Origin of the sequence: Pseudoalteromonas sp. GCY (assembly GCF_016695175.1) — a bacterium.
GTDB lineage: Bacteria > Pseudomonadota > Gammaproteobacteria > Enterobacterales > Alteromonadaceae > Pseudoalteromonas.
The window spans coordinates 3492778-3506883 of the sequence record NZ_CP068023.1 but is presented as its reverse complement, the minus strand read 5'-3'; the positions used below and the strand labels follow the sequence as shown (position 1 = coordinate 3506883).

At 43.4% G+C, this 14106-nt stretch carries 13 protein-coding genes and 1 tRNA gene; 9 read left to right on the top strand and 5 right to left on the bottom strand.

Annotated elements, in window-relative coordinates; genetic code table 11:
- Positions 1–62: 62 nt before the first annotated feature.
- Positions 63–1934, bottom strand: coding sequence for a cation:proton antiporter (locus JJQ94_RS21135; protein ID WP_010607207.1), 1872 nt, complete (start codon positions 1932–1934; stop codon positions 63–65).
- Between the two features lie 565 nt (positions 1935–2499).
- Between JJQ94_RS21135 and proB the strand changes: the two genes are divergently transcribed.
- Positions 2500–3606 carry a glutamate 5-kinase gene (gene proB, locus JJQ94_RS21130; RefSeq protein ID WP_026001031.1) on the top strand — a complete coding sequence of 369 codons (1107 nt, stop codon included), beginning with the start codon at positions 2500–2502 and terminating at the stop codon, positions 3604–3606.
- Between the two features lie 3 nt (positions 3607–3609).
- Positions 3610–4857: a glutamate-5-semialdehyde dehydrogenase gene (locus tag JJQ94_RS21125; protein WP_099030355.1), complete on the top strand. Its 1248-nt coding sequence runs from the start codon at positions 3610–3612 to the stop codon at positions 4855–4857.
- 148 nt (positions 4858–5005) lie between these two features.
- On the opposite strand, the gene JJQ94_RS21120 is transcribed toward JJQ94_RS21125, so the two are convergent.
- Positions 5006–5081: transfer RNA gene (locus tag JJQ94_RS21120), tRNA-Ala, on the bottom strand.
- Positions 5082–5210: 129 nt separating this feature from the next.
- Between JJQ94_RS21120 and JJQ94_RS21115 the strand changes: the two genes are divergently transcribed.
- Both JJQ94_RS21115 and JJQ94_RS21110 read left to right on the top strand, forming a co-directional pair.
- The gene (locus JJQ94_RS21115) at positions 5211–5606 is read left to right on the top strand and encodes a hypothetical protein (protein WP_045988899.1); all 396 of its coding nucleotides are present in this window, start codon (positions 5211–5213) and stop codon (positions 5604–5606) included.
- Positions 5603–6115, top strand: a complete 513-nt coding sequence (locus tag JJQ94_RS21110) for a prolyl-tRNA synthetase associated domain-containing protein (protein ID WP_099030354.1) — start codon at positions 5603–5605, stop codon at positions 6113–6115. The genes JJQ94_RS21115 and JJQ94_RS21110 overlap by 4 nt, the downstream gene beginning before the upstream one ends.
- On the opposite strand, the gene JJQ94_RS21105 is transcribed toward JJQ94_RS21110, so the two are convergent.
- Positions 6074–7207 carry an MFS transporter gene (locus tag JJQ94_RS21105; protein ID WP_099030353.1) on the bottom strand — a complete coding sequence of 378 codons (1134 nt, stop codon included), beginning with the start codon at positions 7205–7207 and terminating at the stop codon, positions 6074–6076. The two genes, JJQ94_RS21110 and JJQ94_RS21105, sit on opposite strands and share 42 nt — an antisense overlap.
- Before the next feature lie 188 nt (positions 7208–7395).
- On the opposite strand from JJQ94_RS21105, the gene JJQ94_RS21100 reads away from it, so the two are divergent.
- The 4 genes from JJQ94_RS21100 to JJQ94_RS21085 all read left to right on the top strand — a co-directional run bounded on the left by JJQ94_RS21100 (position 7396) and on the right by JJQ94_RS21085 (position 10401).
- A complete protein-coding gene (locus JJQ94_RS21100; protein ID WP_010378951.1) occupies positions 7396–7932 on the top strand; it encodes a DUF2058 domain-containing protein in 537 nt (178 codons plus the stop codon).
- Positions 7933–8004: 72 nt separating this feature from the next.
- A complete protein-coding gene (locus tag JJQ94_RS21095; protein ID WP_017218486.1) occupies positions 8005–8328 on the top strand; it encodes a c-type cytochrome in 324 nt (107 codons plus the stop codon).
- Positions 8329–8449: 121 nt separating this feature from the next.
- The gene (locus tag JJQ94_RS21090; RefSeq protein ID WP_010607214.1) at positions 8450–9217 is read left to right on the top strand and encodes a class II aldolase/adducin family protein; all 768 of its coding nucleotides are present in this window, start codon (positions 8450–8452) and stop codon (positions 9215–9217) included.
- An 8-nt stretch (positions 9218–9225) separates the two neighbouring features.
- Positions 9226–10401: a mandelate racemase/muconate lactonizing enzyme family protein gene (locus JJQ94_RS21085; protein ID WP_039493039.1), complete on the top strand. Its 1176-nt coding sequence runs from the start codon at positions 9226–9228 to the stop codon at positions 10399–10401.
- An 83-nt stretch (positions 10402–10484) separates the two neighbouring features.
- Here the strand turns inward: JJQ94_RS21085 and JJQ94_RS21080 are convergent, their stop codons facing one another.
- Both JJQ94_RS21080 and suhB read right to left on the bottom strand, forming a co-directional pair.
- On the bottom strand, positions 10485–12032 hold the full coding sequence (locus JJQ94_RS21080) for a hypothetical protein (RefSeq protein ID WP_099030352.1): 1548 nt from the start codon (positions 12030–12032) through the stop codon (positions 10485–10487).
- A 240-nt stretch (positions 12033–12272) separates the two neighbouring features.
- A complete protein-coding gene (gene suhB, locus JJQ94_RS21075; RefSeq protein ID WP_099030351.1) occupies positions 12273–13076 on the bottom strand; it encodes an inositol-1-monophosphatase in 804 nt (267 codons plus the stop codon).
- Positions 13077–13291: 215 nt separating this feature from the next.
- Here suhB and trmJ point away from each other — a divergent pair, with 215 nt between their 5' ends.
- Positions 13292–14020, top strand: a complete 729-nt coding sequence (trmJ, locus tag JJQ94_RS21070) for a tRNA (cytosine(32)/uridine(32)-2'-O)-methyltransferase TrmJ (protein WP_039493041.1) — start codon at positions 13292–13294, stop codon at positions 14018–14020.
- The last annotated feature ends 86 nt before the right edge of the window (positions 14021–14106 follow it).

Sequence of the window (14106 nt, the reverse complement as noted above, 5' to 3'; positions counted from 1 at the left end):
GCCGCTTTGCTTGTTTCTAAATAGAGCATGTTAGCTTGCTTATTCCTAATCCAAATCTCAGGTTAAGTAATTTGCTGGCTGCTAAGCTTTGCACCAATTTGGCCTTCTTTATTCGCATTTGGATCTTTAAGCACCGTTAACTTAGGCGGTTGCAACGCTAATACGCGGTCGCCTTCTTCTGGAAGCTTTTTCATGTCAGAGGTAAACGGGCGGATCAAGATAGGCTCCTCATCTTTGTTCTGCTCTGTGAGTACAAACAGTGGGATTGCTTCACTGTTAACCTCTTTATACTGTTCCCATTTAAACTCTTCTGAGATCCGCGTTACACTCACTTTGCCGCCCTTAGCCATCATGCTACTTAGCTTGGCGTAATTACCTTCGTCACCAAACAAGATTTGGCGAGAAAGGAAAGTGGCGCTATCTTTGTTTGCTTTGGCGTGGTTAGTGGATGATTTGAGCGAATAAACACATTGATCGCCAAGTAAGTGAGAAAAGTACTGTACACCTAAAGCGTTGTGATGACGGTTAGGTGAAAGCGCTAGCACTGACTTTAAGCTGGTCAACGGGAGGTAACGCTCTGCATGTTCCGACTGTGGGTTACCATAGTAACAAGGCAGTCCGTCCATTCTCGCCATCTTGCAGTTTTCCCATGCGGGATCGGAGAGATAAACATCAATATTTTGGTCTTTTAAGCCTTTAGCCACCGCTCTAGCTACATGGTTTGCACCAATGATAAGTAAGGTATTGGGCTTTGGTTGACGCACTCCTAAAAGACGTGCGAATGGCGTTGCCGTTAGGCTTTGTAGTACCACGGTAACAATGATGACGGTGAAGATAAGTGGCACCATTTTATCCGCATCTGCTATCTGTGATTTGGTCATACTCAGCGCAAAAACTGAGCCTACAGCTGCAGCAACAATGCCTCGAGGAGCTATCCAGCTTAACAGAATACGAGACTTTATCGGTAAGTCAGTATTGAACGTCGATAAGAATATCGACAACGGTCGAGCAATAAATAATACTACAGCTAGAAAGATAAAGACGTCGGTATCTAACAGCATTAAATCTTCTAACTTGAGTCGTGCCGCGAGTAAGATAAATAAGCTCGAAATCAGGATCATTGAGAGATCTTCTTTAAACTCTAATACTGAGTCTATTTCCAAGTCATCTTGGTTAGCGAGCCAAATACCAAAGATGGTCACGGCTAGTAAGCCTGACTCATGACTCAGATGATTCGATAGCGTAAAGCTAAACAACACTAGCGCTAAAATCGCGAATTTGTGAAGCTCGAAAGGAAGCCACTCTTTTCTTATTAGGTAAGTGGTGAGGTAACCTGATGCGACGCCAATACTGATCCCAACACCAAGCGTTGATACGAGCGCCCACAAGGTATGACTGAAGATACCTTCGCCACCAACTAAAGAGACGGCTTCAAATACGAGTACCGCAAAGAGCGCACCAATTGGGTCTATTACTATACCTTCCCAACGTAAAATACGGTCTATGTCTTTGTCTGGACGCATTGCGTTCAGCATTGGGGCAATAACCGTTGGACCCGTCACGACAAGTACTGCGCCCAAAACGGCGGCAACTTGCCAATTAAGCTCTAGCACGAAAATTGCGGTCGTTGCTATCACCGCAAAGGTTGCCAACATCCCAATAGAACAAAGGTTCCGTACGACCTTACCTATTCCTTTGAGTTCTTTAAAATGCAGGGTTAGTGAACCTTCAAAAAGGATAACGGCAACGGAAAGTGAGACGACGGGAAAGAGTAAATCCCCGAGTAAGGCATCTGGATCCAGCGTGCCACTAAATGGCCCCAAAGCAAGGCCAATAAGAAGTAAAAACAAAATTGCAGGAACCTTAAAGGCCCAAGCAAGCCATTGTGCTATTACAGAGCATACTGCAATACCTGCAATGTAGATTGCTGACATAGATTCTCCCCGGTTGGATTATTCCAACATTTTTATCAGTATAGCTAGCATCCAGTTATAACACAGCGCGAATGAGGGTAAAGTGAATAAATTACTGAAAATAAGGTATTATAAAAATGATTTATGGTGGTCATAAATAATTAACATGGGATAGGGTTGCAATCTTACCCGAGCTTACGTTAAGGTAGTAAGCGTTCAAGGCGTGAAGTAAATCGCGCCGTCATTCACAATCTACTCATTACGCAATTATTCATTGCGGTACAGCCTTTCTGGCCGCACCAAACCATGGTGGCCCTGTTGGAAACGGCTCGACGTCAAGGGTTAAGTACTTGATGTCACAATCAATCTTCTATTAGTGAAATGTCAGCCAGTTAACGATTGTTGCTGTGTCTGGGTTTAGCATGTGTGGCGATATTATGGGACTAAGGTCTTCGCCGTCGCACGTCTGTTTGTTTTATCTATTTGCCGACTTTTTGGTCGATGCATTGCGCTTTCTGTTGTCTTTTAATAGGAGATATTTGGAGTACCAGCTCGTGAGTGGGTGGTTAATTTAATGCAGGAATTTATGTCGATGAAACAGTCAAAACGTATAGTAATCAAGATCGGGAGTGCGTTGATCGCGCCAGAGCAAGATGGGTGTCGATCCCGCTATTTACTCAGCATCGCGCAATTCATCGTGCGTTGTCGAGCCCGAGGTATCGAAGTGATCCTCGTCTCTTCAGGTTCAGTCGCGGCAGGGTCGCACTTATTTCCTAATTCAGAGCAGCCGAGCATTGCGGTGAAAAAAGCGATGGCGGCAGCTGGCCAAACCGAGATGATGGCTACGTGGGACCGTTTCTTCGACTTCCCGTCGGCGCAGATATTGCTGACTCACGGCGACCTGCGTGACAGGGAGCGATATACCAGTATTCGTGAAACAATATTCACTTTACTCGATCATGGAATACTGCCTATCATCAATGAAAATGATACCGTGACCACAGACGATTTGAAGGTGGGTGATAACGATAATTTGTCTGCCATGGTAGCGGGGGCAGCAGATGCCGACGGGCTAATTATTTGCTCCGACGTCAGTGGTTTATATAACAAAAACCCTAACTTACATGCTGATGCAGAACTGATTTCAGAAGTGACAGAGATCACTGAAGAAATCTACGATATGGCAGGTTGTCCAACGAGTAAGGTTGGCACCGGTGGTATGAAAACCAAAATCGAAGCTGCTGAAAAGGCGACGTCTCACGGTATAGATACCTATATTGTTAACGGCTTCGAAGAAACAACCTTTGAATTATTGTTGGCGGGAAAAAATCCAGGCACGGTATTTACAGCCTATGATAAACCGATGCAAGAAGCGGTGCATTGGATGACTCACACAGCATCAGAGCAAGGTGAGCTGGTCGTAGATAGCGATTATGGCTCAGGCGAAAATCAAGTGGTGGGTCAGTTAAGTGGTGATGAAATCACTGAAGTAAAAGGTGAGTTTTCTGTTGGAGATACCGTACTCGTGAGGAGTAAAGATGGTAAGCGCTTAGCCAAAGCGACCACGAATTACAGTAGTTGCCTATTAAACTTTTTAACTGAACATGAAGAGAATCCGATCAGCGAAAGAATTCAAGATAGTATCGGACCCGTTATTTCAGAACAAGATATTGCATTATTGGAGAAGTCATAAGACATGAGTTTAATTACAGATATTTCATCACAGGCTGCAAAAGCAGCGAAACAGTTAGCACTATTATCTACAGAGCAAAAAAATGCGGTGTTAGCAGATATGGCAAAAGGGATCCGTGAAAACAGCGATGCCATTATTAAAGCCAATGAAGCTGATTTAGCTGCTGCTCGTGATAACCAGCTTAGCGACGCCATGATAGATAGATTAACGCTTAACCAAGCGCGGATTGAAGGTATGGCTGAAGGTATCGAGACTATCATTCAACTGGACGATCCAGTGGGTGCACGTAGAGACATGGGTGTAAGACCAAATGGCATTAAAATCAGCAAAATGCGAGTGCCACTTGGTGTTGTCTGCATGATTTATGAGGCGCGCCCCAATGTCACCGCTGACGCCGGTGCGCTGTGTTTTAAATCAGGTAATGGTGTTATTTTGCGTGGTGGTAAAGAAGCGTTAGCGAGTTCTTTAGAGATCGCAAAAGCGATGCATAAGGCGCTTGAAAAACATAACCTACCCGCAGCGTTAGTTTCTGTTATTCCAGATCCAGACCGTGCATTGTTAATGGAACTGATGCAACAAAAAGAGTATATCGACCTTATCATCCCACGTGGCGGTGAAGGCTTAATCAATTTCGTTACAGAGAATAGTACGGTGCCAGTGATCCAGCATTTTAAAGGCGTGTGTCACTTGTATATAGATAAAGCGGCCGATCTCGATAAAGCAATGGCGCTTCTGTTAAACGGTAAAACTCAGCGTACTGGTGTGTGTAATGCGCTAGAAGGGTTAATCGTGCATCAAGATATCGCTCCGACTTTTTTACCGAAAGTCGCTGCAGCACTGGCTGAAAGGGGTGTGAAAATTAATGCGTGTAAACAAACCGTAGCTTATTTTGATAACGCAGTTGAGTTAAGCGATGACGAGTTTGGCGAAGAATACTTGAGCCTTGAAATAGCGGTTCGTCAGGTTGCTGATTTTAATGCAGCGCTTGCCCATATTGATCGCTTTGGTAGTCACCATACCGAAGTTATCTGTACGGAAGACGAAGCTGTTGCTGATTTGTTCCAACGCGGTGTAGATGCTTCTGTTGTGATGGTTAACGCCTCTTCACGCTTCAGTGATGGTTCAGCGTTAGGTTTAGGTGCCGAGATTGGTATTGCTACAACCAAATTGCACGCTTACGGACCTATGGGCTTGGAGTCGCTAACAACCGAAAAGTTTTTAGTGAATGGTGAAGGTCAAATCAGAGAATAATAAACTTATGCTGCTTGAGTATGTGGAATTTTACTCAGTGGTATACACAGAATGACATAAGTAACTGCAAAGCTCGGGTCGAAAGACTTGGGCTTTTTTCTTTTCGATTTAGAGTGTTAATTTTGTAAGAAGTAAGAAGAGCGGAAAGTGGTGGAGCTAAGCAGGATCGAACTGCTGACCTCCTGCGTGCAAGGCAGGCGCTCTCCCAGCTGAGCTATAGCCCCACATTCCATCTGTAGACGAAGCGAAATTTAATCATTTTTTATATTCCCGTCAACCCCAGACAAAAAATTTCGCTATTTTTTTATAGTCTTTGTTACACTGAACTGAAAATAAAACGAATTAAGCGAATTATGGTTCTGCGTCATATCTTTTCTATTCTCATTATTGGGCTTCTAGCGAGTTGTGCATCACAACCTGATGAGCCTGAACTTATTATCGAAAAACAATCTCTTCATAAGCGCCTTTCGCCAACTGGTGATAAAGAATTTGCTTTCATTGTAACGGTACAAGCAACACCTCGAATGGAGCTGGATGCAAGTAAGCCAATATCAAGAAGAGAGCTAAAACGTTTTGCCGAGTTTGAGCGTATTGAAGATTCCCCCTCTCTAAAACTCAAGTTAGAAGAGCAAGCCGTCGCCTTATTAAAACCGGCTTTGATTGAGGCGGATTACTGTAACGCAGGTCATAAAATTACCGATGTATACTGGCGACAGCGTAGCGTTCAGCTACGAGGTAAGTGTTTGTGATCAGAAACAATCCAAGTGCACTTGCAGAGCGGCTCGCTCAGTTAGATATCAACTATCTCAATTATGAGCATCCACCGTTACATACTTGTCTAGATGCTGACAACTTGAAGTTAGAGAGAAAAGGGACGCGACTGAAAAATCTCTTCCTCCGAGATAACTATGGAAAGCGACACTTTCTTTTTATTATTCCTGCAGACAAGCAAGTTGACCTAAAAGCGCTGTCTAAATCTCAAGGGGTGTCGCGTTTAGGTTTTGCATCGACGGACAGGCTAGCAAAGTATTTAGGAGTGGAACAAGGCTGTGTGTCGGCACTCACACTGCATAACGACAGCGAGCAACAAGTCGAATTATGGCTTGACAGTGAACTGCAATCTGCGCACTTATGGCAGTGCCATCCGCTAGTGAATACTAAAACTTGGGTATTAACGCTCGCAGATCTAAAGCGCTTTTGGCAAGTCACTGGACACTCACCTCACTGGGTTGACTGTGTTTCTCAAACTCAGAGCTAAGCCGACTGTACAAACGATAAAAAGTGACGCACAAAACCAAGTGATACCAGCTTGCTCATAAATCAAACCCGGAAGGTAAGAGCCCAGCACGCCTCCGGAATAATAAAACGAAACATAAGCGCCATTAGTGACTGTTGCAGGTGCCTGACTAATACTGTTGGCTAATGGTGCAGCGGTTGAATGGATCACAAACATACAGGCGCAGAATAGCGTAAATAAGACCACAAAAAAGAACACAGACGCCACGGGTAACAGCGCAATGGTTGTAGCATAGATGAAGAACATCACAGCTAAAAATCGCCAGGTAGAATGAAATTTACTTTGTAGCCAAGGTGTAACGATAGACCCTAAAGCACCAACCAAATAGCCTGTATAGACCCAGCCCACTTTACTGGGGTCAGTTAAATTAAAGTCGTACTTGAGTATAAAAGGTAAAAAGTTGAGTAGTCCCGCGAAGCAGAAAAACATACAAAATACAGAGCTGTATAATCTCACCAGGCGCGATTGCTTGAGTGGTGCCAGATAGTCCCTGATCCTTGTCGCGTGAATTATTGGTGGTTTGTTCTTGCTGGCCCGAATGCTAAATGCCAGCACAATCAATAACAATGCGTTTAGGTAATAGAAACTTTGCCACTCAAACCAGACAGTAAAGTTGGCTGCAAGCGTACGGCCAAAATAACCTCCGGCTATGGTACTTCCGATGTACAAACTCATGTTTCTTTTCAACTGCGAGCCACTAAATTGTTGGCCGATATAACCTGTCATCGCAGTGAGTGCTGCAGGTAATAATAGCCCTTGAATTAACCGAGTAAACAAGAGCCCTGAAAACGAAGTCATTGAAGCAAATGCTAAACTGCTGAGTGCTAAGAGCAGCATGGTCCATTTTAAAATGCGCAGCGGATTGGACTTTGCCAGCAATAATCCGTAGCAGATTGGCGCGATAGCCAAAGGTAGCATAGTTGCTGACATCAGCATGCCCGCATCAGACGCAGATACATTAAATTGCTCTGCAAACTCGGCCAGCAGCGGCTGCGGTGCATAGAGCACAAAAAAAATGGTAACAGAGCAAAGCAATAGATGAATGACGGGCATTAAGCAATAAGGCTTTTTATTTCGATGAGTTAGCTTAAATTAAAGCAAACTAGATGACAATTTTTTGCGCTAAATCACGATGCGCAACAATAATTTTGGTAGTTTTACATTAGATTGACCGATTCCTCTCTGGTCAATCGAAATTGCTGAGTTAAAATAGTGAAAAGTCTATTTTACGGAGTTGCATGATGGGTTCACTGCAAGATCAGTTGCTAAAAGCAGGTCTAACAACTGAGCACAAAGCGAAAGTTGCAAAAACACAAAAGCGTAAACAGCAGAAGAAAAAGAAAAAAGGCGCAACGAGCGACCAAACAGACCTTCAAAAACATATTGAGCAGACAAAGCTTGAGCAGCAAAAGCGTGCCGAAGAGTTAAATAAAGCGAAGCAAGAAACGCTAAAAGATAAAGAGCAAATTGCTCGCGTGAAGCAGATCTTAGAGCATCATAACCAAGATGAGATCCGCGGTAATGTGACCTTTAACTTCACATACCAAAATAAGGTGAAGGAGTTAGAAGTTAATTCCGAAACACAAAAAGCGCTATCAAAGGGGCGTTTAGCGATTTGTGTGTTAGAAGAGCAGTTCTATGTGCTACAAGATGAACCTGCTAGAAAGATTGCAGAGGTAGACGAAAAATATATCGTTTTCCATGTGGAAGATAATCAGCAAGGTGATGAGGATGACCCTTACGCTGACTTTGAAGTCCCAGATGATTTGATGTGGTAGTGATTAGGCTTTAGGTCAAACTTTAGTCTACACTGACTTACAACGTTAACCGTCAATAAAAAGAGTAATGATATGAGCAAGATGAAAAAACTACTAGTAGGGACTACGGTGGCAATTTGCGCACTAGGTTCAGCAAGTTCAATGGCTGCAGATGGTAAAGCATTATATACAGCAAAAATGTGTCAAACCTGTCATGGTGCAGAAGGTAAAGCACCAATCATGCCTCTGTATCCAAAGCTAAATGGTCAAAATAAAGAGTATTTAGCGGCGCAAATGAAAGATATCAAATCAGGTAAACGTAATAATGGTATGTCAGCGGCGATGAAAGCGATGGTTGCCAATGTCACGGACGCTGAAATCGATGCGATTGCAGAGTATCTATCTAAAGTTGAATAACATCAAAATTAGATATCAAAGATGATAAAAAACCACCGTTCGCGGTGGTTTTTAGTTGAAGATATAATTAAGCTATTTTAGACTTCTATACATCCAAATGTGGAGTCAATAAGGGATCCCCATGTTCGAATTACCTCAGTTAAATTTAAAAGACAAAGTAAGCGCAGAAGAATGGCAACTGCGTGTTGACCTTGCCGCTTGCTATCGACTGGTTGAGCACTTTCGCTGGGGAGACTTAATTTATACGCATATGTCGGCGCGTTTGCCGGGTACGGATCATTATTTAGTAAACGCTTTTGGGCTGACCTTTGATGAAGTCACCGCTTCTAATTTAGTGAAGGTCGATCTTGAAGGGAATATTCTTGATGATACGCCATTTAAGATTAATCCGGCGGGCTTTACCATCCACAGTGCAATCCATGAGGTGCGAGAAGATGCGCATTGCGTTATCCACCTTCATACCAAAGAGACGATTGCAGTCGCAAGTGTAGAATGTGGTTTATTGCCTTTGAGTCAGCATAGTATGTTCTCCTTACCATCACTGTCGTATCACGGGTATGAAGGTTTAGCGGTGAATATGGATGAGAAAAAGCGCTTACAAGATGACTTAGGTACAACCAATCATATGCTGCTGGTGAACCATGGTGGTTTAACTGTTGGGCCAACGGTAGGCGATGCCTTTATGCGTTTTTATGACTTACAGCGTGCATGTGAAATCCAAGTTGCGATTCAAGCAACGGGACAGCAAGCGGTACCTGTACCACAACCCATTATTGATAACATTTATAACCAAGCGAATGTCGTGCATAGCGGTAGCACCGGTGGTCAATTAGCATGGCCAGCAATGCTTCGTAAAGCTTACCGCCTAGATCCAAGCTTTGCTCAATAGGAGTCAACATGAAAGTTAATCGCGTCGAAGTTTTCGATATTCATTGTCCAGATAGACCTGCTTGGACACCCGTTTTTGTTCGTATTCACACCGATGAAGGCATTTCAGGGGTTGGTGAAGCAGGGCTTGCATACGACCTCGGTCACAGCGCTGCGGCTAGTATGATCAAAGAAATGGCTGAAGCTTTTTTAATTGGTCACGACCCTTTTCAAACCGAGCTGCTTTGGTCGCGTATGCTGAGAGAAAGTTTTTGGGGTTTAGGTGGTGGACCTGTGGTGTATGCGGCGATGTCAGCAATAGATACCGCGCTTTGGGATATTAAAGGTAAAGCCTTAAACCTACCTGTTTATCAGTTGCTTGGTGGTAAAGTGAACCCTGAGCTTCGTACCTATGCCTCGCAATTACAGTTTGACTGGGACAGCGAGTTTAAAGCACTAGTTCAACCACACGAATATGCTGAAGCTGCACATAAAGCCATTGCAGAAGGCTACGATGCGGTTAAAGTTGACCCAATTCAGTACGATAAAGATGGCAACACCTATTACGATAGAACTAAGCTTATCTCGCGCGCGGAAATGAAATTATACCGTGCAAGAATGAAAGCAATACGTGAAGCGGTAGGCGATGAAGTCGACATTATTTTTGAGTGCCACAGCTTACCAGGCGCGACATCAGCCATTCAAATTGCAGACATCGCTGAAGAATTTGATTGTATGTATTATGAAGAGCCAGTGAATTATCTAAACCACTCTTTACATGCAAAGGTAGCAAACAAGACCTCTGTGCCAATCGCTGGTGGTGAACGTTTATATAACCGCTGGGGTGTCCGTCCTTATTTTGAAGATCAAAGTATCGATGTACTGCAGCCAGATATTGGCCTATGTGGTGGCTTTACTGAAACCAAGAAGGTATGTGATTACGCCGATATCTTTGATATTCGTATTCAGGCGCACGTCTGTGGCGGCCCGGTAGCAACTGCTGCTTCACTACACTTGGAAACCGCGATCCCAAACTTCCTGATCCATGAGCACCATACTTACGCAATCAAAAAGTGGAACAGGGAACTATGCTTGCAAGATCCACAGCCTAAGAACGGTATCTTTAGAGTGTCAGAAGAGCCGGGGCTTGGTATTGAGCTAAACGATGAAATCGTGATGCGCTCAGCCCGTGTGGAAATTAAGTAGGTCTGAACGCTCTTAAACCAGTGAAGCCGCTATCTTGGATATAGCGGCTTCACTGTATTTCTTGTTCTAGCTAATCGGATGCTTTAATCACGCAAGGCATTTACCAAGTTATCTAATTCCAAATTAACATAGTTCAGTTTGCTTACAGGCAATAAGTTGTCAAGTACGCTAGCATTTCCTTCCAACATTTCTCCCTCAAAGCTCACTGTTTTAGAAATAGGGAGCTGATAAGTCAGTAATAAAGTTCCATTATCACCTGCTGGGTGCTCACCTTCACCAGTGATAATATTAATTATCTTCCCTGTTTTAGTGATAAATAAGTAACCAGTTAATCTGGCATAGGCGCCGTCGGTAGCCGGCAATTGTCCAAAGGTTTTCGCATTTGCATACTGGCGTGTTCGCCAAATAAAATCATCACAAGAGCTAACGCATCCAGCATTGACTACGAGTTTTAAGGACTCGTACTTAATAGGCGTAGAAGACGAGTCAATCATGCGAATGTCGCACTGGGCAGAGCCACGGCAAAAGTCAGGCCGAGGAGGCAGAAAGTCATCGCGACTGGTGATGTCAGCGACAATATTCTGATACCAACGTTCGGCTTTTTTACTTTGGTAAAACGCACTATCTCGTATCTCTTTATTCGCCAAAAGCGGTGTATTTCGATACTGGACCAAATTATCTCTGAATCCATTTCTGGTCAAAGCGGCGATCCAAGGCGTATTTTCTGAACCACCTTTATTATTCTGGATATCTACTATTAGGGGTTTAGCCGACGAGCGATGTGTAATTTGCTTTATTTCGCTAATATCGAAGCACATACCTGGTTCTTTAGCTTCGTCACAATAGATATCATCGCTGTGAGAACCCCACTTACCAAAGTAGAATATCTTAAGCACAAAGGCACCGTCGCTTTCATATAGGCATGACTGGCTGCCATCGTAGAGCAAATTTAAGCCAAGCGGTAAATACATTTCTGAACATTTAGAAGAAGCCTGCTGCTTGCTTTTTTGTTGCCCCTGTTTTACAAAAACATCTGAACTGTTATCTGTGTAACTAACGACGAGTTTATCTAGGTCACCAGAGAAGAAGTAGCCCGATTTCATGTAGCTGGAGAACAGCCGCAGGCAACCTGATTTATGTACGTCATTACAATAAAAGTTGAAAAACTCTTCAAACAAATCTTCTATGCTACGGTCGTTTATAAGTCTGATTGACTTTTGGTTTCTTGTAGAGAAAAAGCTAATTTGAGGCCATGTATAGCCTATTTCGAGCTTCGGCCACTTAGGGAAGCTAGTGACTTTTTTGCGTGCCTTTTCATCAACTATCAAATAGGAGTGACGATTTAAAATTCCATAATGTAGGTTGTCTAGGGCACGGTATAAGGTATCCCAATTATTTGAGTTTATGATACGTTTACTTGCTATGGCTTTGTAGGTTTTCCAGTCTATACGTCTTGTTTTATTGCGCAGTGTTATTGTTATGGCATCGATGCTTTCTATTCCAGAAAATAGCTGTGTGGTAATCTCTGTTCGTTGTTTTTTATCAGGAAAAGGTAGCGCATTATTAATTGTTGGTTGCGAAAGTGCGATTGGGGCGAATACCGTAAATACAAAAACAATGAGTTTTACCATCACTTTTCCTTGCTTAAATGGAGAAGCTCTAGCATATGGTGCTTATGTACTGCTGGCAACAGCATTTAGCGATTTGGATATAAGAAGAAAAGAGTCGTTTTTGTGGTAGTGACAGGCTGGCTCGTCGTGAGTTGTACGAAAGGAGATGGAAACAAAAAGAGCCACCATAATGAAATAGTAGCTCTTTATTAATTTACTAGCCTAAGGTAATACTTGGCTCTTTTGTCTAAGCCAGAGTTATTATTTTAACAATGACTCAGTTAATACTGGACGAATTTCTTTTACAATCGCTTGGCAAAGCTTAGGTGCGCCACAGATGATGTTGCCGCTACGGTTAAAGTTAGCACCGCCTGCAAAGTCGGTGACCATACCGCCAGCTTCTTTCACTAACAGCTCACCAGCTGCTGTATCCCAAGGTTTAAGACCAATTTCAAAGAAGCCATCCATACGACCTGCTGCAACATACGCCATATCGAGTGCTGCAGAGCCCGCACGGCGGATGTCAGCTGTATGAATGAATAGTGCTTTGAACGCTTCAAGGTAGGCATCCATGTGGTGCTTTTGCTTGAAAGGGAAACCAGTTGCAAGCACCGTGCCTTGTAATTCAATAGACTTAGATACACGAATACGTTTGTTGTTTAGCTGCGCGCCTTGACCACGAGAAGCGGTAAATAATTCGTCGCGGATTGGATCGTATACAACAGCTTGCTCTACGCGGCCTTTAACTCTTAGCGCGATAGAAACAGCATAGTGGGGGATACCCTTAACGAAGTTAGTCGTACCGTCTAGAGGATCGATAACCCAAAGGTAGTCTGCATCTTTGCCTTCGTGATGACCAAATTCTTCACCAACAATAGAGTGATCAGGGTAAGATTTTAAAATTGTGTCACGAACGATTGATTCCGCATCTGTATCGATGTTTGTTACTAAATCATTAGTGCCTTTTTGAGTGGCTTCAACGCGCGATAAATCTTCACTTGCACGTAGGATAATCTTACCTGCGTTACGCGCAGCGCGTACCGCAATGTTCAACATTGGATGCATAGCATTACCTTTAGGTTGTAAAAGAACAGGATCATTTTGAGCCGGCGTATTCTAGCGGTTTTTTCTCTAAAGTAAATAACCAATTGTGAATTTTTGTGGTTGTTTTTTGTACTCCTTTGCTGTGCAAAGATTTTTAATTTCTGGTTGTAGAGCTTGGATAAACGCAAATGAGATATGCTACACTGCGCCATTATTTTTGTTTGAGACTCGTGTAAATGGCTTTAGAAGATATTCGAATTGTATTAGTGAACACCTCACACTCTGGCAATATTGGCTCAGTTGCGAGAGCAATGAAGACGATGGGGTTATCTAAGCTTTATTTAGTTGACCCTGCATGTGAAGTGGACAGCCACGCAAGTGCATTGGCGGCTGGTGCAACGGATGTGTTGGGTGCGGCTACTAAAGTCGATACGCTTCAAGAGGCGATTGCTGATTGCGCTCTAACTATTGGCACCAGTGCGCGCTCGCGTACTTTGTCGTGGCCAATGGTAGACCCGCGTGAGTGTGCACAAAAATTGGTGGCTGAGTCGGTGAATGGCCCTGTAGCCCTTGTATTTGGTCGTGAGAATAGTGGTCTGACGAACGAAGAGCTGCAATTGTGCAACTATCATGTGTGTATTCCAGCCAACCCTGAGTATAGCTCGCTTAATCTTGCGATGGCAGTGCAAACTTTGGCCTACGAAACGCGTATGACATATCTAGACACGCAAGAAAAACAGCCAGAAGAAGTGGATGAAACGATTTACCCATCATCAAAGCAGATGGAGTTATTCTACGAGCATCTTGAAAATACCTTGAATGACACCGGCTTTATCATTAAGCAGCATCCGGGCATGGTGATGACTAAGCTAAAGCGTTTGTTCAACCGTGCTAGACCGGAAGATCAAGAACTTAATATTCTACGTGGGATCCTAAGCTCAATAGATAAATCCACTAACAAGTAAACCAAACAAGAAGACAGTATTGGCCCTCCCAACGCGCCAATACTGTTATATTTCCATTGTCTAGATATTAACCATTCCTTTTGTGA